The following is a 23548-nucleotide window of genomic DNA, read 5'->3' on the forward strand; positions in this document are numbered from 1 at the left end:
CTGAGTTCTCCAAATTTATCGAGCATTCGCATGTATTGCGTATAACCAGTTCGATTTCATTAAGTGTCGGGTTATTGTCGAAAGAAAACTGTCTTTCTTGCGCTGTAATAATCATTTAAATAAATACGAAACAAAAAAGGCAAAGGTACTTGCCTTTGCCTTTGTTGTAACGCTACACCCATATCAGCTGTTGCTATTGCGACCACCGCCGTGGCTGTTCTGGCCACCCTTACGGCCTGCTTCAGAGGCTTTTTCGCGGTCGTTTGCGAAGTTGCCGCCGCTATTATGGCCACCCTTCTTGCCAGCTTCCGACGCCTTTTCGCGGTCGTTGGCAAAATTGCCGGGATTCTTGTTTGTCATGTCTTTTTCTCCTCAATGGATAGAGACTTTCTGCAGGGCTGCACAAACTTCATCAGCCTTCATGATTTGAGAGTTAGGTTGCGCCTCCGGAGTTTCCAGTAAAGAACAAGCGGCAGACGAATGGTATCTATAAGTATCGTGGGATTATGGCGTTATGCAGGCACAGCGAAACGGCAGAGGGTTCCTCATGTTTGCGTTCGAAGTTATACCGTTCTTAATGAGTCATGCGGCTCACTCACTTAAGCGCGACCCGAAGGGCGAGTGACTCATGCTCATTTACCGCATGTAAACGCGCACGCGAGCCCGGTTCGCTTCTTCGGCCTTTTTTGTCCTGCCTCGCCTATGTCTTCAACGACCTGTTAACTCACTCCAACGCCGAAGCCGGGCCAAAGAACTCGAAGCGGGTCTGGTGCTCCGGGATTCCAAGCGCTCGCAGCTGCCGGCGAATCGCCGCCATGAAGGGTTTAGGGCCGAGGAAATAAGCGTCCAGGTCGCGATCGGCGGGGAGCCAGGCATTCAACCGCTCTTCGGTCATCAGGCCGACAGCGTCCGGCTGGACATCGCTCCCGTGGTGCTCGTCATAGCAATAGAAGCGCTTGAGCTGAGTATGCTGCTCGGCCAACGCATCGATGGTCTGGCGGAACGCATGCGCATCGGCATTGCGTGCGCAATGAATGAAATGGATTGGCCGGTCGGTCGTGACCGCCTCTTCGAGCATCGCCAGTGTTGGCGTAATGCCGACGCCGCCGCTGATCAGCACCAACGGCTTATCGCTGGGCTGCAGCGTGAATTCACCGGCCGGCGCGAACAGCTCAAGGCTGTCGCCAGGCCCCATCCGGTGCAAGGCATTGGACGCAACCCCGCCTGGCTCGCGCTTGACGCTGATGCGGTAGTCGCGACCGTTGCTCGCCGCGGAAAGCGAATAGTTGCGGCGGATTTCCTGGCCTTCTACCTCCAAGCGCAGGCCGATGTACTGGCCAGGCTTGTGGCTGACAACCGCACCGCCATCTTCCGGCTCCAAATAGAACGAGGTGATCTCCGTGCTCTCGACCACCTTGCGCGCAACTCGAAACGCGCGCGCGCCACGCCAACCGCCGGGCGCGTTGGCCGTGGCGCTGTAGAGCGTTTCTTCGCTGCCGATGAGGATGTCGGCGAGCTGCCCATAAGCCGCGGCCCAGGCCTCGACCACCTCATCGGTGGCAATTTCGGCACCGAGTACCTCGCGGATGGCCCGCAACAGGCAGGAGCCGACGATAGGGTAGTGCTCCGGCAGCACCTGTAGAGCCACATGCTTGTTGATCACCTGCGACACCAGCCCACCGAGCTGATCCAGGCGATCGATATGCTTGGCATACATTAGTACACCGTTTGCCAAGGCGCGGGGCTGATCGCCGCTGGCTTGATGTGCCTGGTTGAAAAGCGGGCGCACTTCGGGGTGTTCGGCAAGCATCAGCTTGTAGAAATGGTTGGTGAGCGCTTCACCACCGGTTTCCAGCAGTGGGACGGTGGCTTTGATCAGGGCACGTTGTTCAGCGCAAAGCATGGATGAACTCCAGTAGGTGAGAAGACCGTCTTCATGTATTGCGCAGCCGCCGCGCAACATGGACAGGTTGCTATACCCCTTTCAATATCCGTTCCAGCCCCGAAACTGACCGAAATCAAGGGCTTCAGTGCTGTGGATGGTTTTTATCACCCTGACCTTGAAGGTTTTTATAACCATGAACGGTAAAAATCACCCTGATGCGCTGGCGCTGTAACAAATGATCGAACCGCTACGCGTACCAGCGCTCTATAACTTTGACCATTTGACGAGCCTATGGAGGCAACATGGAGAACTACCACATCACGCACGATGATGACCGTTGGGTATTGCGGGAGGAAGGTGACAAGCGGGCACTGCTCGAAGCCGCGACCAAGGAGGACATCATCAACGAGACCCGTGACTATATGAAGCTGCGCACCGCTTCGGTGAAAATCCATACCGATAACGGCCAGATTGAAGAAGAACGGACCTATCCGCGCGATCAGGACCCGCGCGCGACCAAGGGCTGAAGGTCAAACCGTTTGCGTTTCAAGCTGGCGCTGGAGCAATCGCGTACCCAGCGCCACCGTCCAGCACGCGAGGATGAAGGGCATGGTCAGCGCTAGAATGTCCAGTTGGTCGAAGGCCAGTTTGTAGATTATGGCCAGCGCGATGCCCAACGCTGGTGCCAGCGCCGAGCGGTGCACTTGGCTCAAAGCCAGGGCCGCCAGTGCTGGGTTATATCCAGCCAGCCCCGCCAGTGCCTGTGGTTCCGTTGTACCGGTCAGTAGCGCGCAATACACCCCAACCGCCGAGCCACAAAGCGCCCATAATCCCGCACGCCTGTCTGCAACCAGTATCGCTAGCAGCAGGCAGAGTCCGGCTCCGGCTTCGCCGACAAACACCACTTGCCCAACGCCGCTTACCATGGCGCCCACCGCGCCCCAACCGTCCATTCTGGGCTCGGGCAGTCGTGCTTCGGCGACTGAATCGAGCATACCGGCAACCATCAGCGCCAGCCAGCCGAGCAGAACGAAGCACAAGGTGAAGACCGCCGGCCCGCCGCGCTCGCGCATAGCGCGAAGCAGATATCGCTGCAGCGGGCTCGACAGCGCCCCGGCGACCGTCACCAGAAACAGGGCCAGCGGTGATGGGCCCAGCACGAGCGTGACCAGCAACCCCAAAAGCGCCGGGTTATAGCCATAGAGCCCGGATTCGATGTCCTGGCGTTCATAGCCCAGAAACCGGGCGGCAAGGGTTCCGCTTAGCAGACCGAGCAGCGTGCCAGCCAATAGCGAGGGCGCGTAGAAGGTGATGGTCATGAGCGTCAGCAACCCGCAGGCGTGATTAGCCTGGAGGAAAATCTGACTGACACCGTTGAGCACCGCGAGTGACGCGTGCGGTAGAAAAGGACCGCGCATTCTGGGTCTGAAAACCGGTGAGAGGTGGGCGGCAGTTGGAAGCGCATGTCGCCTGCATCGCACATTGCAGATGCAGGCGGATGCCAGCGTGGCTGAACTAGTTGAGCGTCTCGATACGCAGCGAGTTGGTCGTTCCTGGTTGTCCTAAAGGTACCCCGGCTGTGATCAACACGGTGTCACCAGTGCCAGCCATGCCTTGGGCACGGGCCAGTTCCAGCGCGTTGAGGCAAACCTGCTCCATGTCGTGCATCGGTGCATCGACCATCGAATAGACCCCCCAGGCCACGGTCAGTTTGCGCGCCGTCGCCAGGTTCGGCGTCAGGCTGAGAATCGGCGTGCTCGGCCGTTCGCGCGAGGCGCGCAGACTGGAACGTCCGGATTCGGTGTAGTTGACCAGTACCGCCACGGGCAGGATGCCGCAAATACGGCGAATCGCGCAGCTGATGGCGTCTGGCAGCGTGGCCTCGGCGTTCGGTCGATGCACATCGAGCTGGGCCTGGAAATCCGGCCCGCTTTCTACTTGGCGGATGATCTTGCTCATCATGCTTACGGCTTCCAGCGGATAGTCGCCCGATGCGGTTTCCGCCGACAGCATGACCGCGTCCGCCCCTTCGGACACGGCGTTGGCCACGTCCGTGACCTCAGCGCGGGTCGGGGCGGGGGAGAAGCGCATGGATTCGAGCATCTGCGTCGCTACCACCACCGGGCGGCCCAACTGGCGGCAGGTGCGGACGATATTCTTCTGGATGCGCGGCACGTTCTCGGCGGGTACTTCAACGCCCAGATCGCCACGCGCCACCATGATCGCGTCACACAGGCGGGCAATTTCACGCAGGTGCTGCACTGCAGACGGTTTTTCGATCTTCGCCATTAGGAAGGCACGGTTGCCGATCAGCCCGCGCGCCTCATGGATATCCTGCGGTCGCTGAACGAAGGACAGCGCCACCCAGTCGACGCCCAGCTCCAGGCCGAAAGCCAGATCGCGGCGATCCTTGTCGGTCAGCGGGCTGAGCTCCAGCACCGCCTCCGGCACGTTGACGCCCTTGCGGTCGGACAACTCGCCGCCGGCGACCACTCGAGTATCGATGGCGTCGGCATGCTTGGCGATTACCGTCAGGCGCAGCCGGCCGTCGTCTACCAGCAGGCTCATGCCCGGCTGCAAGGCGTCGATGATTTCTGGATGCGGCAGATTGACCCGGCTGCTGTCGCCCGGTGTCGGGTCGAGATCCAGCCGCAGGGTCTGGCCGCGAGCAAGCTGTACCTTGCCTTCGGCAAAGCGACCGACACGCAGCTTGGGTCCCTGCAGGTCCATGAGGATGCCGATCGGCTGATTCAGCTGGCGCTCGACCTCACGAATCCAGGCGAAGCGCTCAGCGTGATCGGCGTGCTCGCCATGGCTGAAGTTGAGGCGGAACAGGTTAACCCCGTTCTCCACCAGCTCGCGCACATCGTCGATGCTACGAGTGGCCGGTCCCAGGGTGGCGAGGATCTTGACCTTCTTGTCGGGTGTCATGGCAGGCTCTATCGGCAGTAGTTGTTAGGGGGCGCGCGCAGCAGACGCGTGTAAAAGACGCGCGTAGCAGGCAATCGCAGCAAACGCACGTAACAGACGCGCACTGCAACCGCTCCTCAGCGGGACGGCGGCAGAATCAGGATGGCGCGAAAATCGTTGACGTTGGTGCGCGTCGGCCCGGTCATCAGCAAGGCGTCCAGTGCCTGGAAGTAACCGTAGCCATTGTTGTTGGCCAGCTCATCCGCAGCCTTGAGGCCGAGGGCTTCGGCACGGGCATAGCTGTCCGGTGTCATCAGGGCGCCGGCGTTGTCTTCAGAGCCGTCGATACCATCGGTGTCGCCGGCCAACGCATACACGTTCGGCAGACCCTGAAGGTTTTCCGTCAGGCTCAGAAGGAATTCCGCGTTGCGTCCACCGCGGCCGTTGCCGCGCACCGTCACCGTGGTTTCGCCGCCGGAAAGAATCACGCAGGGCGGGGTGATCGGCTGGCCATGCAGGACCACTTGGCGGGCGATACCGCCATGGACTTTGGCGACTTCACGCGACTCGCCTTCCAAATCGCCAAGGATCAGCGGCATAACGCCAGCAGCACGGGCTTTTTCGGCCGCCGCATCCAGCGATTGCTGGGGCCTTGCGATCAATTGGAAATGGCTGCGCGACAGGCACTGGTCGTTCGGCTTGACCGTCTCCGAACGCGGATCCTCAAGCCACGCGCGGACGTTGGCCGGTATCTCGATGTTGTAACGGGCAAGGATCGCCAAGGCTTCGGCCGACGTGGTCGGGTCGGCCACGGTAGGGCCGGAGGCGATCACCGTAGCCTCGTCGCCAGGTACATCGGAAATCGCATAGGTGTAAACGCTGGCCGGCCAGCAGGCCTTGGCCAGACGGCCGCCCTTGATTGCCGAGAGGTGTTTGCGTACGCAATTCATCTCGCCGATGTGCGCGCCGGAACGCAGCAGCGCCTTGTTGATCGCCTGCTTGTCGGCAAGGCTGATGCCTTCGGCCGGCAGCGCCAGCAAGGAAGAGCCGCCGCCGGATAGCAGGAATATCACCCGGTCGCTTTCCTCGAGGTTGCTGACCATTTCCAGCACACGACGGGCGACGCGCTCGCCAGCGTCGTCCGGCACCGGGTGCGCGGCTTCCACTACTTCGATCTTGCGGCACTCGGCACCATGGCCGTAGCGGGTGACCACCAGGCCGGAAAGTTCGCCTTCCCAGGCTGCTTCGATGGCTTCGGCCATGGCGGCGGCCGCCTTGCCAGCACCGATGACGATGGCGCGCCCGCTGCGGTCGGCGGGCAGATAGTCGGCCAGGACCTGGCGTGGGTGAGCCGCATCGATGGCGGCGGTGAACAGCTCACGCAACAAGGCTTGCGGATCGAGGCTCATGTACAGCTCCTTCTAATGGGGTCTGGGGCCGATTCCAGACCTTAGGGCTCGGTTATGCAAGTACAAGAATGCAAGTATTAAAGGCAAGCACTAAGGTTTGGAATCGACCCGCCCGGCAATCGGGCCGTGACTCCTTCTGCCGAGCAGGTCGAAAGGGGTGCCGCCCGAAGGCGGCGAATGAGCTGGCTGCTGAACGGAGCATTGCGTCGTGGGAGACTTTGATTCCAAGCGCTCCGCGCAACAACCGGCTCATCACTTGCAATTGGCGTTGAGCGCAGCGCTACCCTGTGTTGCTGTCTGGATCCAACACCGGGCAGCGCGGCTCAACTCAACCTTGTTGCTTCACGATCACTTCTTGCGGATCGAGAAGTTGGCCATGTGCTCAAGACCTTTGATCAGCGCCGAGTGATCCCAGCCGCTGCCACCGAGGGCTGCGCAGGTGCTGAACACCTGTTGCGCGTTGGCGGTGTTAGGCAGGTTCAGACCCAGCTCGCGAGCGCCGGCCAGGGCGAGATTGAGGTCCTTCTGATGCAGGCTGATGCGGAATCCCGGATCGAAAGTGCCTTTGATCATGCGCTCGCCATGGACTTCGAGGATCTTCGAGCCGGCGAAGCCTCCCATCAGCGCCTCACGAACGCGGGCCGGGTCGGCGCCGTTCTTGGCGGCGAACAGTAGCGCCTCGCCGACGGCCTGGATGTTCAGCGCGACGATGATCTGGTTGGCGACCTTGGCGGTCTGGCCGTCACCGTTCTCACCGACCAGGGTGATGTTCTTGCCCATGGCCTGGAACAGGGGCAGGGCGCGAGCGAAGCTCTCCTCGCTACCACCGATCATGATCGACAGCGTAGCGGCCTTGGCACCGACTTCACCGCCGGACACTGGCGCATCCAGGTAACGGGCGCCGGTGGCGTTGATCTTCTCAGCGAACTGCTTGGTGGCGCTGGGCGAGATCGAACTCATGTCGATGACCAGCTTGCCTTGGCCTACGCCCTCGGCGATGCCGTTTTCGCGGAACAGCACATCTTCGACATGCGGAGTGTCCGGAACCATCACGATGATGAACTCGGCTTCCTGGGCCACTTCCTTCGGGTTGGCCAGGGCTACGGCGCCGCCTTCGAGCAGTGCGGCCGGAGCCGGGTCGTGATGGGTGGACAGAAAGATGCTGTGGCCGGCTTTCTGCAGGTTTTGAGCCATGGGCAGGCCCATGATGCCGGTGCCGATAAATCCAATCTTAGCCATGATGGTTCTCCTCAAATTCGTCTGTGTCGCTGAAAAACTACCTGCGTTGGCAGTACGTCGTTGAAAACAGCCTGGATCGCCAGCCCGGTCAGGATGCTCATTTAGAACACCTAAACTCGCGCGCGAGCCCGGTCCGCTTCTTCGGCTGGCTTCGCCTCGTCTTGCCTGCCTCGCTTACGTTTTTTCTAAGGTTTACTAAATGGCGTTGTGCGCTTTCATCCAGCCGAGGCCGGCAGCGGTGGTGGTGGCCGGCTTGTACTCGCAGCCGACCCAGCCCTGATAACCGATGCGGTCCAGATGCTCGAACAGGAAGCGGTAGTTGATCTCGCCAGTGCCTGGTTCGTTGCGGCCAGGGTTGTCCGCCAGCTGCACGTGGTTGATTGCTGCCAGGTTGGTTTCGATGGTCCTTGCCAGGTCTCCTTCCATGATCTGCATGTGGTAGATGTCGTATTGCAGATACAGGTTGGTGCTGCCGACCTTGTCGCGAATCTCCAGCGCCTGCGAGGTGTTGTTAAGGAAGAAACGCGGGATGTCGCGGGTGTTGATCATTTCCATGACCAGACGGATGCCGGCTTCTTCCAGCTTCTTCGCCGCGTAGCGCAGGTTCTCGATGAAGGTTATTTCCAGCTTGCCGATGTCGGCACCTTTGGGTGCGATGCCGGCCAGGCAGTTGATCTGGGTATTGCCCAGCACCTTGGCGTAGGCGATGGCTTGGTCGACTCCAGCCCGGAATTCCTCGACCCGCTCGGGATCGCAGGCGACGCCACGGTCACCGTTGGCCCAGTCACCGGCGGGCAGGTTGAACAGCACTTGAGTCAGGCCGTTGGCGTCCAGCCGTGCCTTGATCTCCTCGGCCGGGTAGTCGTAGGGGAACAGGTACTCGACGCCGCTGAAACCGGCTTCGGCAGCGGCGGCGAAGCGGTCGAGGAAGTCCATCTCGGTGAACAGCATGGATAGGTTGGCGGCAAAGCGGGGCATGGGTACATCTCCTTGTCTGTAGGGACAATCGGTGGATTGGCTGACGCCACATTCCACCCTGTGGTTGCTTCGGTGTCGGCGGAAACCTCGAAGTGCTCCGCTGGCGCATCCGGTGGATATGCTTCGCGATATCCACCCTACGTTCACTTAGGTAGGGTGGAAGACCGCGAAGCGTCTTCCACGCGTTTGGTTACGGTTGAATCAATCCAGCAAGCCGATCGCGGTCGGTGCATCTTCTCGGCCTTCGGCCAGCGCCTCGAATTCGTTGATGGCGTCGATCTCGGTGCCCATGGCGATGTTGGTCACACGCTCCAGGATCACTTCGATCACCACCGGTACCTGGTGCTCGGCCATCCAGGCCTGGGCCTGTTCGATGGACGGTTGAAGCTCTTCCTGCTTGAACACGCGGATCGCCTTGCAGCCCAGGCCCTCGACCACCGCGACGTGATCGACGCCGTAGCCTTCCATGCCGCTCTGATCGGCATTGATGTTCTCGAAGCCCAGCTGCACGCAGTAGTCCATCTCGAAGCCGCGCTGCGCCTGGCGGATCAGGCCGAGGTACGCGTTGTTCACCAGGATGTGGATGTAGGGCAGCTTGAACTGCGCACCCACGGCCAATTCCTCGATCATGAACTGGAAGTCGTAGTCGCCCGAGAGCGCCACCACCTTGCGGGTCGGGTCCGCCGCGACCACGCCGAGCGCTGCCGGAATGGTCCAGCCGAGCGGGCCGGCCTGGCCACAGTTGATCCAGTGGCGCGGCTTGTAAACGTGCAGGAATTGCGCGGCGGCGATCTGCGACAGACCGATGGTGCTGACGTAGCAGGCGTCCTTGCCGAACGCATTGTTCATGCATTGGTATACACGCTGCGGCTTCATCGGTACCGAGTCGAAGTGGGTCTTGCGCAGCATTGTGCGCTTGCGCTCCTGGCAATCGGCGGCCCAGGCGTTGCGGTCTGGCAGCTTGCCAGCGGCCTTGCGCTCCTTGGCCACTTCAACGAACAGCTTCAGCGCGGCGCCAGCGTCGGAAGTGATGCCGAAGTCCGGCGAGAACACCCGGCCAATCTGGGTTGGTTCGATATCGACGTGCACGAAGGTGCGGTCCTTGGTGTAGACCTCGACCGAGCCGGTGTGGCGGTTGGCCCAACGGTTGCCGATACCAAGCACGAAATCCGAGGCCAGCATGTTGGCGTTGCCGTAACGATGGCTGGTCTGCAGGCCGCACATACCGGCCATCAACTGATGGTCATCGGGGATCGCGCCCCAGCCCATCAGGGTCGGGATCACCGGCACGCCAACGGTCTCGGCGAACTCCACCAGCAGCGCTTCGGCGCCGGCGTTGTAGATGCCGCCACCGGCGACGATCAGCGGGCGCTCGGCGGCGCAGAGCATGTCGATGGCTTTCTCGATCTGCTTGCGGGTGGCCGCCGGCTTGTAGACGGAAAGCGGCTCGTAGGTCTCGACGTCGAATTCGATTTCAGCCATCTGCACGTCGAACGGCAGGTCGATCAGCACTGGGCCCGGACGACCGGAGCGCATTACGTGGAAGGCCTGCTGGAACACGCGTGGCACCAGCGCCGGCTCACGCACGGTCACCGCCCACTTGGTGACCGGCTTGGCGATGGACTCGATGTCCACGGCCTGGAAGTCTTCTTTGTACAGACGAGCACGTGGCGCCTGACCGGTGATGCAGAGAATCGGAATCGAATCGGCCCAAGCGGAATACAGCCCGGTGATCATGTCGGTGCCGGCTGGGCCGGAAGTGCCGATGCACACACCGATGTTGCCAGCCTTGGTGCGGGTATAACCCTCAGCCATATGCGACGCGCCTTCCACGTGACGGGCCAGGATGTGACGGATACTGCCGTCGGCGCGCAGGGCGGAGTACAGCGGGTTGATCGCGGCACCGGGGATGCCGAAGGCAGTGTCGATGCCTTCCTTGCGCAATACCGCTACGGCGGCATCGATTGCTCTCATTCGGGCCATGGGTCGTTTCTCCTACTTGTAACTCGATAGTTTTTATACGTGGCCCAAGCATGCAGGGCTGGAAGGAAAGGCGGAATTGGCCGAAACTTCAATTCTGTCGATATCAGGAGTATCGAATGGATCGCTATACGACCTTGCACAGTTTCGTGCTGGTGGCCGAGAGCGGCAGCTTCGCCGCCGCGGCGCTGAAGGAAGGCGTGACTCCCGTGGTAATGGGCCGACGGCTCGATGCGCTGGAGCGGCACCTGGGCGTCAAACTGATGCACCGCTCCACTCGCGGGCTGGCATTGACTGATCTCGGTGAGCAATACCTGGATCGCGCGCGCGGCCTGCTCAAGGATTTCGAAGAAGCGGACGCCAGCATCAGCCATCACCGTACCTCGGTACGCGGGCATCTGGTGGTGTCGGCGCCGGCCGCGTTTGGTCGACGGCACATCGGTCCGCACGCACCGGCATTCCAGGCGCGTTACCCGGACTTGCAGCTGTCATTCAATTTCACCGACAGCGTGGTCGACCTGGTGCGTCACGGCTATGACATGGGCATTCGTATCGGTGAAGTGACCGACCCCAACTACGTCGCCATCAAATTGTTTCCCAACCGCCGGGTGGTCTGCGGTGCGCCGGATTATTTCGAACGGCAGGGTGTGCCGCGTACGCTGGAAGACCTGACACGGCACAATTGTCTGGCGTTCAACCTGCAAGGCGGCCAGCAGCGTGGCTGGACCTTCCTGCGTGACGGTCGCCAGGTGGCGGTCAGGGTGGCGGGGAATCTGGACTGCAATGACGGCGAGCTGCTGTTCAATTGGGTCAAGCAGGGGCTCGGCATCGGCTGGCGCTCGACCTGGGAAATCCAGGCCGAACTCAAGCGCGGCGAGCTGGTGACGGTGCTCGATGAATACGCACTGCCGGCCTACGACATCCAGGCGGTCTACCCGCAGCAGCGCTACCTTCCGGCTAAGGTGCGCTTCTTCATCGATTATCTGAAAGCGATCTACAACGCGCCCGGCTACTGGGAAACCCGCTGAGCTGAACCACGCCGATGCCCGGTGGGCGGGCCGGGCGGCGCTCCGCTTCAGCCCACCGCATGGCCTGACGGCTTTGGTCGGAGCGCTTCTCAACTCATCCTCGTTTTCTGGTGCGTTTTCGGTGGGCTAAAGCCCACCCTACCTCTGTGTGTTGCAGTTACGGCCAGGCCGGATACGCAGTTGTGTAGGGTGGGCTTCAGCCCACCGTTATCTTGCAAACGGCTCTACATCCGCCGGCTCGACGCGGAACCGGCTGGAAGCGAACCACGCCGCGCCACTGCGAGTCACAACAAGGTCATTCATCGGCGCGAGGCTTCTCGTGGATACCCTGAAAATCGCCACCTTCAACATCAACGGCATCCGCGCGCGTCGGACCAATCTGCTCGAATGGCTGGCACGCGAAGAGCCCGACGTGGTCTGCCTGCAGGAGCTAAAGGCGCAGGACGCGGACTTTCCCATCGACGACATCCACGCCGCCGGTTATGGCGCCATCTGGCATGGGCAGAAATCCTGGAATGGTGTTGCGATACTCGCGCGTGGCGCCGATCCGCTGGAAATCCGCCGCGGTCTGCCCGGCGACCCGGATGACAGCCACAGCCGATATCTGGAGGCGGCTGTGCATGGCGTGATCGTTGCCTGCCTTTATCTGCCCAACGGCAATCCGCAGCCGGGGCCGAAGTTCGACTACAAGCTGCGCTGGTTCGAGCGCTTTATCGAGCATGCCGCCGGCTTGTTCGCCAACGGCCACCCGGTAGTGTTGGCCGGTGATTACAACGTGGTGCCCACCGACGAGGACATCTACAATCCACGCTCCTGGACCAAGGATGCGCTGTTGCAGCCGGAAAGCCGCGAATGCTTCGAGCGACTGCTGTCCCAGGGTTGGACCGATGCGCTGCGCGCCCAATACCCGGACGAGCGCATCTACACCTTCTGGGACTATTTTCGTCAGCACTGGCAGAAGAATTCCGGCCTGCGCATCGATCACTTGCTGCTGAGCGCCGATCTGGCGCCGCGGCTGGCCGATGCCGGCGTCGATCGTTGGGTGCGCGATCAGGAACACGCCAGCGATCACGCCCCTACTTGGGTGACGCTGCGTGGCGAGTCGGCGAGCGCAAAACCTGCGCCGAGGCGCAGCAAGACCAAGGCGCAAGCCAGGTGAACCCTGACAGGAAGCGAATAATGCCGCGCCTTCAGACCTTATCCGATGTTGCAGGAGCCGTCTGACAACCATGCACCGCCCCCGCCGCATTCCGCTCTGGATCACCGCTTTGGCGGTGCTGTTGCATCTGTTCGCGATGCCGCTGATGGGGGCCGGTGCGCGAGCGTCGGGCATGGCCGGGCACTGCCCAATGACCGAGGCCAGTCGGCACGACTCTTCTCATTTCGCCATGCATGCCAGCCATCCGACGGATGACAGCGAGCCCGCGCCCGCGCATCACCTCGGCATGCCCTGCTGCTGTGCGGCGGGCTCGGCGTCGCTGGCTGCGATACCCGCCAGCGCGCCGGAGCTGCACGAGCCGCGGCGGGTGCAGCTGAGCGTTCTACCGCTCGCCGCGGCGCCGCCGCTCTCACCGCGTTACCGCTGGCCAAGCCTCAATCCCCGCGCTTCTCCGTTTGCCTGATCGATTTATTTGAGCTGCCTGGTCGCCTGCTGCGTTGGCGTGCGGCAGCGCCAGTGATCCGTGTCGCCACCTGAAGTGCTGGGTTGGCCGTTTTTCTCGATCGAGTGAGTCTTCATGTCGTCATCCATTTCCGGTGCGCAGCCAGAGGCGCCACCCCTTGCATCCCGAGCGCAGCGACCATTGCTGGCGTTGCTGATCCGTCTGCATCTCTACGTAGGTCTGTTCGTCGGGCCTTTCATCCTCGTCGCAGCCTTGAGCGGCTTGTTCTATGCGTTAACGCCGCAGCTGGAGAGCCGGCTGTATCCCGAACAACTGTTCACTGAGAGCAGCGGTCCGTCGCTGCCGCTGGCTCGGCAGATCGAAGTCGCCCAGGCACATATCGGCTCGGCTGCGACGTTGTCGGCTGTGCGGCCGGCACCGCAACCCGGCACGACTACACGGGTGATGTTCAGCGCGCCGGGGCTGGCGCTGTCGGAGAGCAGAGCCGTATTCATCGATCCGATAACGGCGGAGATTCGCGGCGATCTGGTCGTTTACGGCACCACGGGTGTACTGCCGTTGCGGACCTGGATCGATGAATTCCATCGCAACCTGCTGCTGGGCGAGCCGGGCCGAATCTACAGCGAGTTGGCCGCATCCTGGCTATGGGTCGCGGCGCTGGGTGGATTGGCGCTGTGGATGATCCGGCGCCAGCGAGATCGCACGACGAACGTGCCGAGGACGCAACGGCTGCGACGCTGGCATTCGACGCTGGGGCTGTGCTTGCTGGTTGGGCTGTTGTTCTTCTCCGCCACCGGCCTGACGTGGTCGCGCTGGGCAGGCGACAACATTGGCGTCGCGCGGGCTGCCTTCGGTATGTCCACGCCAAACGTATCCACAGCGCTGACCGGCGAGACGGCGACCCCCGAGGGTGAACACGCCCATCACGCCGGAATGCAGATGGCTTCGGCTGAATCTGGCGCTCCGGCGCTGTTCGACGCCGTGCTGGCTGCTGCGCGCCGCGCCGGTATCGATGCCGGCAAGCTGGAAATCGTCCCGGCGCGAGGTCCCGATCGAGCCTGGACGGTGACCGAAATCGACCGCAGCTGGCCGACTCAGGTCGACGCGGTAGCCATCGATCCGCGCTCGCTGACGGTCACCGATCGCATCGATTTTGCGACCTTCCCGCTGGCAGCAAAGCTGACGCGCTGGGGAATCGATGCGCACATGGGCTCACTGTTCGGCCTGGCCAACCAGATGCTGCTGGCCGTTACCGCGCTCGGCTTGGTCACGCTGGTGAGCTGGGGATACCTGATGTGGTGGCGCCGCCGTTCGCCGGTGCGCAGCGCCGGCTTGCTACAGGCGCTGCGCGATCTGTCGCCGACTGCTCGAGTGGTGACGGTGACGCTCGCCGCGCTGTTCGGTTATTGCCTGCCGGTGCTGGGCGGCAGTCTGCTGCTGTTCCTGGTGGCCGAGTTGGCGCTAGGCGGCATGCGGCGAACGGATCGCGAGAACGTGCGTCAGCCGGGTTGAACGTTCAGCGCTCGGCGGCGGGCCGCCAGCCACCACCGAGTACCTGATAGAGGCTGATCAGCGCATTGAGCTGGCTTTCGCGTAGCTGAACGGCGGCCAGCTCGGTGTTGAACAGGTTGCGCTGTGCATCGAGGGTTTCCAGATAGGACGAATAGCCCGCGCGGTAGCGGTCCTCGGCGAAGGTCAGTGACCGCTCGAGAACAGCGCGACGGGCCGCGACACGCTCGAGCTGCTGACGCAGGTTGCCGACGGCCGAGAGGCTGTTTTCCACCTCATTGAAAGCCTCCAGCGCGGTCGCGCGATAGGCGAAAGCGGCCTGGTTGCGCTGCGCGACAGCGATGTTCACGCCTGCCTCAAGGCGCCCGGCATCGAAGATCGGTGCCAGCACGCTGGCACCGAGATCCCAGACCCGCACCGGGTCGTAATCCAGCGAGTTGACGAACAGCTGCCCCAGGCTGGCCGACAGCTGCACCTGCGGTAGAAAGCGGTCACGCTGCGCCTGCAGGTTCAGGTTGCTGGCGGCGAGCAGCAGTTCGGCCTGCTGAATATCCGGACGTCGGCGCAACAGGGTCGAGGGCAGCACGCTGGGAATTAGGGGTGGCTCAATGGCCAGTAGTCCGGCGCCGCGCTCGACCTCGCCGGGGAAGCGGCTCGTGAGCAGGCGCAGGGCGTTTTCCTGCTCGCGGATCGCCTGCTGCAGCTGCGGCAGTAATTGGGCTGCGGCTTCATATTCCGATTGCGCCTGGGTCAGTTCCAGCTGCGAGGTGTAGCCGAGGCTGGCGCGGTCTTCGGCTACACGAAGCGCCTGCAGGCGGGAGTCGACGGTTTCCCGCGTGACGTACAACTGGCGATCCAGCGACAGCAGCGAGACATAGGCACGTGCCGTGGTGCTGGCCACCGATAGGCGCACCGCGTCGCGTTCGGCCTCGGTGGCCTCGTATTGCAATTCTGCGGCTTCGCGCAGACGCCGCAGCCGGCCCCATAGATCGACTTCGTAGGAAACTTGCAGCGAGGGCTGCACCGCGGTGGTGTGGGTAATGCCCAGTACGCTCAACTCTCGGGTACGTTGCGCACCCAACACGGCGTCGAGGTTGGGTAGCAGTGCGGCGCGGGACAGCTGAATCTGTTCGCGTGCTTGCTCGACGCGTGAAGCGGCGCTCAGCACATCGGTGTTGGTCGCCAATGCGGTTTCGACCAGCGCTGTGAGCTGTGGGTCGCCGAACGCCTCCCACCATGTTGCGGAAATTTCAGCCATGCTCGCCCCTTGATCACGCCACTCGGTCGGCGGGGTGAACGTGGCTTCCGGAGGGAGCGGCTGGCGGGGCGGCATACAGCCTGCCAATGCGATCAGCAGCAGGCTGGGCAGCAATCCGTGGAAGGCAAAAAACGGACGACTCATCGCCTACCGTCCGCTGCCGTTTCAGCAGCCTCGGCGTCGCCGCTGGTATTTACATGAGTGACCACCGAGAGTCCCGGCCGCAGACGCTGGCTCAGCGGCTGGTCCGGATCGATGGAAATGCGCACCGGTATTCGCTGCACCACCTTGGTGAAGTTGCCAGTGGCATTATCCGGGCGCAGCACGCTGAATTCCGAACCAGTGGCCGGTGCCAAACGCTGTACATGCCCGCTCAGGCGAGCACCGTCCAGTGCATCGATCTCAATAGACACCGGCTGGCCTGGGCGCATGGCGAAGGTCTGAGTCTCCTTGTAATTGGCGATGACCCAAAGCTGATCCGGCACCAGATAGAGCAGCTGTGAGCCGGCCGTGACGTACTGGCCCTGACGGACCGTGACTTCGCTGACCTGACCGTCGCGCGGCGCCTGGATCACCGTGTTGTCCAGGTCGATCTGCGCCCGCTTCAGTGCCGCCTCGGCGATTTCTACCTGCGCCTGGAGGCCGCCGCGTGAGACTTCGCTGGCCTTCAACGTCTGCTCGGCAATGGCGATGGCGGCGCGGGCCTGCTTCACGTTCGCCGCCGCTGCGCGGGCGCTGGCGCGGATCTGATCGCGCTCGCGAATCGAGACCGAGCCGCGTTCGGCCAGTTCGTTGACGCGCTTTTCATCGGCCAGGGCGCGCTGCAGTTCGGCTTCGGCGGCGGACAACTCCGCGCGACGTGACGCCAGCGTGGCGCGGTTGGAGGCCAGGGTCTGTTCGAGGTTTTCCAGCTCGAAACGCTGCGCAGCCAGCTCGGCACGGCGTTGCTTGACCAGCTGGCGATACTGTCGATCATCGATGCGCACCAGCGGTTGGCCACGCCCGACCTGTTCGAAATCCTGCACCAGCACCTCGGTAACGTAGCCGTTGACCTGCGGCGCCAGGACGGTGATCTGTCCACGTACATAGGCGTTCTCGGTGACCGCGATGCGGTCGCTGAACGGCCACAGCTGCCAGGCGTAGAGAATCGCCAGGACACCGGCCAGTGCGACCAGCGCCATCAGAATGACCGAGCGACGGCTTGGCTTGATCGTCTTCGGCGGATCGTCCGGGGCCGGGCCAGCGTCCGTCGCCGCGGCGGAGGGCTGCGGTGGTTGAGCCGTTTGCAAGGTCTCTTCCTGGTCGGGTTGCTTGGTTTCACTCATGAAGGCGGGGCGTTCCTGTTCTGCCGCGCGATGCGCAGGGTGTGGTAGAGCGTCCAGCCGAACACGCCGATGGAAAGCATGCCGATCAGCCGGAATACATCATTGAAGGCCAGCACATTGGCTTCGCGGGTAGCCGCCTGGCTTAGCTGCGCCGCGCTCAAGGCCTGCCGTAGCTGCGGGTCGCTTTGGCGCGGAACGAGCGCCTGACTCTGAAGCTGCAACCGCTGCGCGACGCTTGGATTACCCGGCACCACTTGTTCGGTCAGGTGACTGGAGTGGTACTTCTCGCGCACCACCTGATAGGTGCCGAACAAGGCCGGGGCCGCCAGCCCACCGAGGCTTTGGGTCATGGTGAACAGCACGATGAAGCTGACCAGATAATTTGGTCCGTTGCGCAGCGCTTTGCCGATGCCGGTGATCAGCAGCGGGCCGAGAAACATGCCGCTGGCGAAGGCTAGCAGGCCCTGGCTGAGAAACATGTCGTGCGGGCGGGTCAGGTTGGTCGCGTCGATGTCGAGAAAGCTGGCGACCGCGATCAGCACGATCGACAGCAATATTTGCGGCAGCGCGGTGGTCGGGCTGAAGGTCATGGCGCTGCCAGCGATGCCCATGCTCAGCCCGAGCAGAATCACTGCGTATAGCGGCTGTAATTGCTCGGTGCCCATGCCCAGCGTTTGTAGCAGGCCGACCGCGCCGTAGGTCTGCTCTGATAATAGAAAGCGCAATGCAAGGGCGCCGAAGGCGAAGCGCAGCATTTCCGCCGTGCCGAGCCAGCGGGTGTGCAGCAACGGGTTGCGTCGATGGTGTTCGATCATGAAGGCCATGCACATCAGCACCAGCGCGATGATCAGCGCGTAGCCGAGCCAGGGCTGTTCGGTCCACCAGAGTATGCGTCCTTGGGCCAGTACCGCAGCAATCAGCGCCAACGCCGGGGCGAGCAGGGCGAAGGTGAGAAAATCCAGCGGTTCGAAGACCTTGATGCGTTCGCCCAAGGGCAACTTAAGTACCACCACCGCCGCCAGCGAACACAGCGCCAGGCCGCTCTCGAACACGTAGAGACGGTGCCATTCGCCCATCTCCAGCAGTGCTGGCGACATCAGCCAGGCCAGTGGCGTACCCAGTTGGGAAATCCCGAAACCGAGAATCACCCCCTTGGGCAGGTCCGCTTTGCGGAACGCCTGCAGCATGTAAAACAGGCCCAGGGATGAGGTGGTAGCCGCCGCCAGGCCGCTGGCGGCACGTACGAAAACCGCCATCTCCAGCCCTGCGACGAAAACGTGAGCGATGCTCAGCAATGCATATATCGCCAGGCCGATCTCGGCGAAGCGACGCAGACCGTACTGCTGACGAAACTTGATCATCAGCAGGTTGGCGGAAACATTGACCATGAAGTAGGACGCCGGCAGCCAGGCGGCTTGCGACGGTGTCAGGCCAAGGTCACCTTGGATGCTCGGCAGGTTGGCGATGAACAGTGCATTGCCCAGGCCACCGGTCAGCCCGACCAGCACAGCGACACAGGCATAGGCGATGCGCATCGGCATCGGGTGCAGCAGGATCGCCGGCGAGCCGGGCATCGACGGGCGTTCGTGGGGTTCCCAGCGGGGAACGGGAGCGAGGTATTCCGGCATGTTTCGCAGGGCTCGACGGCGATGACTAGGGTTATGTGCGCTCCTGCCGAACCGGCAGATATTCTTGGGACAATCGCGAGCGCGAAACGGTTGATCGAAGTTGCGTCCACGGGCAAGTCACCGAGCCGATCGGCTGAACCTTTGCCGAAGCGGGACAGTCGACTCAACAGGTTGGCCGTGCTGATTCCGGCCGTTTAGCAAGCCCCAGGAGGTTATTCAATGGATACCAAAGACACCATCTCGACACTCAACGATCTCATCGAAACCAGCAAGGATGGCGAGAAAGGCTTCCGTGAATGCGCGGAGGATCTGCAGAGCCCGAACCTCAAAACCACCATGACCCAGCGCGCCCAGGATTGCGCCACTGCGGTAGCTGAGCTGCAGCAACTGGTGCGCTCGCTGGGCGGCGATCCCGAAACCACCACCAGTACTGCGGGCGACATGCATCGCCGCTGGGTCGATCTCAAGTCGATGATCACCGGAAAGAGCGACGAAGCGATCCTCAACGAGTGCGAGCGCGGCGAAGACGTCGCCTTGAAGAGCTATCGCAAGGCACTGGAAAAAGACCTGCCGGTCGATGTGCGCAGCGTGGTCGAACGCCAGCTCCAGGGTGTGCAGCGTAACCATGATCAGGTTAAGGCGCTGCGTGACGCAGAGCGCGCGCGTGGCTGATTCGCCCAAGGCTCGGCGTGCCTGGCGGAGGCATTCGCGCCGCCGGGCACGGAGCGCTGCTGCGCAATGCACGTAGCAAGCGGGCCCGTTCACGTCTCCATCCGTGGCATTGTTTTTCTTCTTTCCAGACACGAGGCTCTCCTGGCTCGTTCAGCCCTGCATTGCCTGTGGTTTATCAACCGATCATGAATTTGACCCGCCCGGTTGGCTGTGTAAAAGTCGATATGGTTTAGTCGAAACGTAATTTCGCATAGCGAAACAAGCCGACTGAAACGCAGCTTCATTGCCATCCATACAAAAACGACAAAATGGTCAGGACGAATGCATGAGTAACCATCATTCCTTGTGTCAAATTCGCCAGAAATCGGTGCCTTGCTCGGCCATTTCCGCCCAATCCTTTCATGCCTTCAAGCCGTGCGGGGTGAGCTGATGCGACTTTCACAAGCCTTTATCGCTCCGGACGAGCTCATCAATGGTCAATGGGCGAGCGAGCTTCTGGCTGAGCTGCCGAACCGGCTCAGCGCGCGCGTGCTGCAATTTGGCGAAACCCATCCTGAGCGCAAAGCGTTGGTGGAAGGGGACGTGCGCTGGAGCTACGCCGAGCTTGGTCGCGAAGTGCGCGCGGCGGTCGGCTGGATGCGCGAGCTGGGGGTACGCCCTGGCGATCGGTTGATGAGCGTTGGCGAAAATTGCCGGGCGCTAGTCGTGCTGCTGTTGGCCGCCAGTGAGCTGGACGCCTGGCTGGCCATCGTCAACGCTCGGTTGTCCGCCGCGGAAGTGGATGCGATTCGGGACAATTGCCAGCCGCGGCGGGTGTTTTATACCGTCGGCGCTTCCGTTGACGCCTGCGAGCACGGCCACCGCCAGGGTGCCCAACGCTTCGATCATGCCAGCCTGGGCGAACTGATGATCGGCCCACTGGCCGAGACGGCGCCTGAGCCGGTACACCACAGCGGTGCAGAGCAGGTTGCGGCACTGATCTATACCTCCGGCACGACCGGCACTCCGAAAGGCGTGATGCTGACGCACCGCGGCATTCTGTTCATCGCAGCCATCTCCGGTGGGATGCGCTGTCTCGGTGAGGACGATCGTGTCTACGGCGTGTTGCCGATGTCGCACGTGTTCGGGCTGGCGTCGGTGTGCATGGGCTCGCTGCACAACGGTGCCTGTCTCTTCCCGGTGCCACGTTTCGAACCTGCCGCGCTGTTGAGCGCGCTCGCCAACGAGCGGATTACCGTTCTGATGGGTGTGCCCGCCATGTATTCACGGCTTCTGGAGCACCTCAAACAGCAGAAGCTGACGCTGACCGCGCCGGAGCTGCGCTACACCTCGGCGGGAGGGTCGCCGCTGGACAGCGAGACCAAGCGGCGGGTCGAGACCTGTTTCGGTATGACCTTGCACAACGGATACGGGCTTACCGAAGCCAGCCCCACCATCAGTCAGACGCGAATGGACGACCGCCACACCAGCACTACCGTCGGGCGCGTACTGCCGCTGCTCGAATATCGTCTCGAACCGCTCGAGAGCGCCGATGCCGACGCGCCGGAGACGGGCGAGCTATGGGTTCGCGGGCCCAATGTCATGCGCGGCTATTTCCGTCAACCGGAGGCCACGCGTGCCTGCCTCGACGAACAGGGCTGGCTAAACACCGGCGATATTGCCCGTGTTGATGAGCGCGGTGAGCTGTTCATCGTCGGCCGCAGCAAGGAGTTGATCATCCGTTCAGGCTTCAACATCTATCCACCCGATGTCGAGGCGGTACTCAATGCGCATCCTCAGGTCACGCTCTCGGCGGTGGTGGGGCGGCAGGTTCCGGGTAATGAGGAAGTCGTCGCTTTCGTGCAGTGCGCGGCCGGCGCCAACGTGAGCGAAGCTGAGTTGCTGATCTTCGCTGCGGCGCGTCTGGCGCCGTACAAGCGGCCCTGTCAGCTCATCTTGGTCGATGTGCTGCCCGCCACCGCCACCGGCAAGATCCTCAAGGGTCAGCTGCGTCAACGTGCGCAGGCCATGCCAAGCCCGGCCAGTAAGGCGGGTTCCTGAGCGCCAGCGGCGAACATCGCGCAACGCCAAACGCCCCGACTGATTCGGGGCGTTTGTGTATCCGCTGTGGTTGTGATTTGCCGGTGTAGCGCGGTCACCGCATCCCGGTCGGGACGCGGCGGCACTGGGTCAGGCCACTGAGTGGGACGCGGCGATGCGTCGCTGGCTCCAGCGCGCCAGTAGGATCGCCGGTACGGCGGTGGCAACACCGGCGATCAGCAATTGCAGGTGGGAGAAGGGAATCGAGCCGCCGCCGGGCAGCGCCAGGCAGAGGCCGGCGATCAGGATCAGCGTTCGGTTCAGGGTCTCGGTCAGTAGATTGTGGCCGAGTCGGCCGACGCCGATCAGGTAGCCCTGCATCGCCGACGCGAAGAGCACGATGCCCACCACGGCCTGGCAGAAAACCAGTGCGATCTCCCAGACCGGCCCTTGCATGATCAACGCCGGGTTGAGCACGAACAGGAACGGGATGAAATAGATCACGCTGCCCAGGCGCATGGCCTGCAGTCCAGTTTCCATCGGCCGTGCGCCGGCGAGCGTGGCGGCGGCGAAGGCACCGAGCGCGACCGGTGGGGTGATGAAGCTCAGCATGCCCCAGTAAAGGATGAACATATGCACCGCCATCGGGTCCATGCCACCACCCTGGATCAGCGCGGGCGCCAGCGCCACGGCAAGAAAGATGTAAGCGGCGGTCACGGTCATGCCGATCCCCAGTACGAAGCTGGTCAATGCGCCCATCAGCAGCAACAGCAGCACGCTGCCGCCGGCCAGGCGGATGAAGTCGTTGGCGATGGTGCCCGACAGCCCGGTCATCGACAGCGCGCCGACCAGCATGCCGACTGCCGTGAGAATCGCGATAAGCTCGGCGAACAGCTTGGCCGCCGAACCGAGGGTTTCGCGTACCTGTGCCCAGCCCCAGCGATGCTTGCGTGAGAACTGGTTGATCACCAACAGCAATGCCGTGGCGTAGAAGGGCGCCACCGCCTCGCGCTGCATCACCAGCAACATCCACACCAGCAGGGCGAAAACGAAGATGAAGTACCAGCCTTCCTTGAGCGTCTCCCTCACCGATGGAAGTTCTTCTTTCGGGATACCTTTGATGTTTTCGCGCGCAGCGTAGGCATCGATTTGGATGAACAGCCCGAGGAAATACAGCACTGACGGAATCACCGCCGCCAGCGCCACCTCGCCGTAGGGCACGTCAAGAAACATCGCCATGACGAACGCGGTGGCGCCCATCACCGGTGGCATCAATACTCCGCCGGTTGAAGCGCAGGCCTCGACGCCGCCGGCAAAAGAACGGCTCATGCCGATCCGCCGCATCGCCGGGATCGACAACACCCCAGTGGTCAGCACGTTGGTTATGACGCTGCCGCTCATCGAGCCCATCAATCCGCTGGCAAAGATCGACACCTTCGCCGGTCCGCCGCGCACATGACCGAGCAGGGCGAAGGCGAGGTTGATGAAGAACGCGCCGCCTCCCGTCTTCTGCAGCACCACGCCGAAAATCAGAAAGCCGATCACCAACCCGGCGAAGGCCTGTAGCGGCACACCCATGACGCTCTCGGTGCTCATGGTGTGGTAGATCGCAGTCTGTTCAAGCGTCGAGGGAAAGCCCTGGATCGGCCCCGGCATGATGTCTGCGACCATCGGGTAGCAAGAAAACAGCGCGGCGATCAGCGCGATCGGCCAGCCGCCGGCACGTCTGGCCGCCTCGAGGATTAGCAGCCAGAACGCATAGCTCATCCACACCGCCTGCGCCGGCGCGTCGAAGCCCCAGCCGCGTTCGAGGATGGTCTCGGCCCGGACCACGAAGTAACCGCTGACCACCACGGCGGCGGCGAACAGCAGATAGTCGTACCAAGGCACCGGCTTGTCCTGACCGGAAGCGAGCGCCGGCCAGAGCAGGAATACCAGCGGCAGCAGCAGGGCCACCACCGCGTAGTAGAACTGTGTTTCGAGCCCAGTCACTATCGTGAGTAGGCCAAGGTTGAACAGGTAATCGATCGTCAGCAGGGTGAGCAGTACCGTCAGGGTGCCTGGTAACCAGCGCAGCGCCGACGGT

19 protein-coding genes are annotated in these 23548 nt (G+C 62.5%); 7 read left to right on the top strand and 12 right to left on the bottom strand.

Annotated elements, in window-relative coordinates:
* Positions 1 to 183 precede the first annotated feature (183 nt).
* Together AC2LD7_RS13265 and hmpA are read right to left on the bottom strand one after the other, a co-directional pair.
* The gene (locus tag AC2LD7_RS13265) at positions 184 to 360 is read right to left on the bottom strand and encodes a con-10 family general stress protein (RefSeq protein ID WP_272887379.1); all 177 of its coding nucleotides are present in this window, start codon (positions 358 to 360) and stop codon (positions 184 to 186) included.
* 364 nt (positions 361 to 724) lie between these two features.
* Positions 725 to 1903, bottom strand: a complete 1179-nt coding sequence (gene hmpA, locus AC2LD7_RS13270; RefSeq protein ID WP_484598202.1) for an NO-inducible flavohemoprotein — start codon at positions 1901 to 1903, stop codon at positions 725 to 727.
* A gap of 284 nt (positions 1904 to 2187) precedes the next feature.
* On the opposite strand from hmpA, the gene AC2LD7_RS13275 reads away from it, so the two are divergent.
* Entirely contained in the window at positions 2188 to 2412 is a 225-nt protein-coding gene (locus AC2LD7_RS13275; RefSeq protein WP_484598203.1) for a DUF2188 domain-containing protein, read from the top strand.
* A gap of 3 nt (positions 2413 to 2415) precedes the next feature.
* Here AC2LD7_RS13275 and AC2LD7_RS13280 read toward each other — a convergent pair whose 3' ends face one another.
* From AC2LD7_RS13280 to gcl, 6 genes are all read right to left on the bottom strand, one after another.
* The gene (locus AC2LD7_RS13280) at positions 2416 to 3303 is read right to left on the bottom strand and encodes an urea transporter (RefSeq protein ID WP_484598204.1); all 888 of its coding nucleotides are present in this window, start codon (positions 3301 to 3303) and stop codon (positions 2416 to 2418) included.
* 97 nt (positions 3304 to 3400) lie between these two features.
* Entirely contained in the window at positions 3401 to 4816 is a 1416-nt protein-coding gene (pyk, locus tag AC2LD7_RS13285) for a pyruvate kinase (protein WP_484598205.1), read from the bottom strand.
* 116 nt (positions 4817 to 4932) lie between these two features.
* On the bottom strand, positions 4933 to 6204 hold the full coding sequence (locus AC2LD7_RS13290) for a glycerate kinase type-2 family protein (protein ID WP_484598206.1): 1272 nt from the start codon (positions 6202 to 6204) through the stop codon (positions 4933 to 4935).
* A gap of 348 nt (positions 6205 to 6552) precedes the next feature.
* Positions 6553 to 7443: a 2-hydroxy-3-oxopropionate reductase gene (locus AC2LD7_RS13295; protein ID WP_484598207.1), complete on the bottom strand. Its 891-nt coding sequence runs from the start codon at positions 7441 to 7443 to the stop codon at positions 6553 to 6555.
* Between the two features lie 195 nt (positions 7444 to 7638).
* A complete protein-coding gene (gene hyi / locus AC2LD7_RS13300; protein WP_484598208.1) occupies positions 7639 to 8421 on the bottom strand; it encodes a hydroxypyruvate isomerase in 783 nt (260 codons plus the stop codon).
* 201 nt (positions 8422 to 8622) lie between these two features.
* Complete coding sequence (gcl, locus tag AC2LD7_RS13305; protein ID WP_484598209.1) at positions 8623 to 10404, bottom strand: glyoxylate carboligase; 1782 nt, start codon at positions 10402 to 10404, stop codon at positions 8623 to 8625.
* Between the two features lie 116 nt (positions 10405 to 10520).
* Here gcl and AC2LD7_RS13310 point away from each other — a divergent pair, with 116 nt between their 5' ends.
* From AC2LD7_RS13310 to AC2LD7_RS13325, 4 genes are all read left to right on the top strand, one after another.
* Positions 10521 to 11429, top strand: coding sequence for a LysR family transcriptional regulator (locus AC2LD7_RS13310; RefSeq protein WP_484598210.1), 909 nt, complete (start codon positions 10521 to 10523; stop codon positions 11427 to 11429).
* Between the two features lie 319 nt (positions 11430 to 11748).
* Positions 11749 to 12588 carry an exodeoxyribonuclease III gene (xth, locus tag AC2LD7_RS13315; RefSeq protein ID WP_484598211.1) on the top strand — a complete coding sequence of 280 codons (840 nt, stop codon included), beginning with the start codon at positions 11749 to 11751 and terminating at the stop codon, positions 12586 to 12588.
* A 70-nt stretch (positions 12589 to 12658) separates the two neighbouring features.
* Positions 12659 to 13051: a DUF2946 family protein gene (locus AC2LD7_RS13320; RefSeq protein ID WP_484598212.1), complete on the top strand. Its 393-nt coding sequence runs from the start codon at positions 12659 to 12661 to the stop codon at positions 13049 to 13051.
* Between the two features lie 114 nt (positions 13052 to 13165).
* The gene (locus tag AC2LD7_RS13325) at positions 13166 to 14563 is read left to right on the top strand and encodes a PepSY-associated TM helix domain-containing protein (protein ID WP_484598213.1); all 1398 of its coding nucleotides are present in this window, start codon (positions 13166 to 13168) and stop codon (positions 14561 to 14563) included.
* Between the two features lie 4 nt (positions 14564 to 14567).
* Here the strand turns inward: AC2LD7_RS13325 and AC2LD7_RS13330 are convergent, their stop codons facing one another.
* Genes AC2LD7_RS13330 through AC2LD7_RS13340 form a run of 3 tightly spaced genes read right to left on the bottom strand, consistent with a single transcriptional unit; the run spans position 14568 to position 18717 of the window.
* Positions 14568 to 15962 carry an efflux transporter outer membrane subunit gene (locus AC2LD7_RS13330; RefSeq protein ID WP_484598214.1) on the bottom strand — a complete coding sequence of 465 codons (1395 nt, stop codon included), beginning with the start codon at positions 15960 to 15962 and terminating at the stop codon, positions 14568 to 14570.
* Positions 15959 to 17143: an HlyD family secretion protein gene (locus AC2LD7_RS13335; RefSeq protein WP_484598215.1), complete on the bottom strand. Its 1185-nt coding sequence runs from the start codon at positions 17141 to 17143 to the stop codon at positions 15959 to 15961. Before AC2LD7_RS13335 ends, AC2LD7_RS13330 begins: the two co-directional genes overlap by 4 nt.
* Positions 17140 to 18717, bottom strand: coding sequence for an MFS transporter (locus AC2LD7_RS13340; protein WP_484598216.1), 1578 nt, complete (start codon positions 18715 to 18717; stop codon positions 17140 to 17142). The genes AC2LD7_RS13335 and AC2LD7_RS13340 overlap by 4 nt, the downstream gene beginning before the upstream one ends.
* A 273-nt stretch (positions 18718 to 18990) precedes the next feature.
* On the opposite strand from AC2LD7_RS13340, the gene AC2LD7_RS13345 reads away from it, so the two are divergent.
* Positions 18991 to 19443 carry a PA2169 family four-helix-bundle protein gene (locus tag AC2LD7_RS13345; protein WP_484598217.1) on the top strand — a complete coding sequence of 151 codons (453 nt, stop codon included), beginning with the start codon at positions 18991 to 18993 and terminating at the stop codon, positions 19441 to 19443.
* Between the two features lie 429 nt (positions 19444 to 19872).
* Positions 19873 to 21483, top strand: coding sequence for a class I adenylate-forming enzyme family protein (locus tag AC2LD7_RS13350; RefSeq protein ID WP_484598218.1), 1611 nt, complete (start codon positions 19873 to 19875; stop codon positions 21481 to 21483).
* 129 nt (positions 21484 to 21612) lie between these two features.
* Here AC2LD7_RS13350 and AC2LD7_RS13355 read toward each other — a convergent pair whose 3' ends face one another.
* Complete coding sequence (locus AC2LD7_RS13355) at positions 21613 to 23517, bottom strand: TRAP transporter permease (RefSeq protein WP_484598259.1); 1905 nt, start codon at positions 23515 to 23517, stop codon at positions 21613 to 21615.
* Positions 23518 to 23548: the final 31 nt, after the last annotated feature.

The organism is Stutzerimonas sp. (assembly GCF_982611455.1).

Excerpts from the sequence above, each read along its gene's own strand:
- AC2LD7_RS13265 (WP_272887379.1), bottom strand. The coding sequence starts at position 360 with ATGACAAACAAGAATCCCGGCAATTTTGCCAACGACCGCGAAAAGGCG.
- hmpA (WP_484598202.1), bottom strand. The coding sequence starts at position 1,903 with ATGCTTTGCGCTGAACAACGTGCCCTGATCAAAGCCACCGTCCCACTG.
- AC2LD7_RS13275 (WP_484598203.1), top strand. The coding sequence starts at position 2,188 with ATGGAGAACTACCACATCACGCACGATGATGACCGTTGGGTATTGCGG.
- AC2LD7_RS13280 (WP_484598204.1), bottom strand. The coding sequence starts at position 3,303 with ATGCGCGGTCCTTTTCTACCGCACGCGTCACTCGCGGTGCTCAACGGT.
- pyk (WP_484598205.1), bottom strand. The coding sequence starts at position 4,816 with ATGACACCCGACAAGAAGGTCAAGATCCTCGCCACCCTGGGACCGGCC.
- AC2LD7_RS13290 (WP_484598206.1), bottom strand. The coding sequence starts at position 6,204 with ATGAGCCTCGATCCGCAAGCCTTGTTGCGTGAGCTGTTCACCGCCGCC.
- AC2LD7_RS13295 (WP_484598207.1), bottom strand. The coding sequence starts at position 7,443 with ATGGCTAAGATTGGATTTATCGGCACCGGCATCATGGGCCTGCCCATG.
- hyi (WP_484598208.1), bottom strand. The coding sequence starts at position 8,421 with ATGCCCCGCTTTGCCGCCAACCTATCCATGCTGTTCACCGAGATGGAC.
- gcl (WP_484598209.1), bottom strand. The coding sequence starts at position 10,404 with ATGGCCCGAATGAGAGCAATCGATGCCGCCGTAGCGGTATTGCGCAAG.
- AC2LD7_RS13310 (WP_484598210.1), top strand. The coding sequence starts at position 10,521 with ATGGATCGCTATACGACCTTGCACAGTTTCGTGCTGGTGGCCGAGAGC.
- AC2LD7_RS13320 (WP_484598212.1), top strand. The coding sequence starts at position 12,659 with ATGCACCGCCCCCGCCGCATTCCGCTCTGGATCACCGCTTTGGCGGTG.
- AC2LD7_RS13325 (WP_484598213.1), top strand. The coding sequence starts at position 13,166 with ATGTCGTCATCCATTTCCGGTGCGCAGCCAGAGGCGCCACCCCTTGCA.
- AC2LD7_RS13330 (WP_484598214.1), bottom strand. The coding sequence starts at position 15,962 with ATGAGTCGTCCGTTTTTTGCCTTCCACGGATTGCTGCCCAGCCTGCTG.
- AC2LD7_RS13335 (WP_484598215.1), bottom strand. The coding sequence starts at position 17,143 with ATGAGTGAAACCAAGCAACCCGACCAGGAAGAGACCTTGCAAACGGCT.
- AC2LD7_RS13340 (WP_484598216.1), bottom strand. The coding sequence starts at position 18,717 with ATGCCCGGCTCGCCGGCGATCCTGCTGCACCCGATGCCGATGCGCATC.
- AC2LD7_RS13345 (WP_484598217.1), top strand. The coding sequence starts at position 18,991 with ATGGATACCAAAGACACCATCTCGACACTCAACGATCTCATCGAAACC.
- AC2LD7_RS13350 (WP_484598218.1), top strand. The coding sequence starts at position 19,873 with ATGCGACTTTCACAAGCCTTTATCGCTCCGGACGAGCTCATCAATGGT.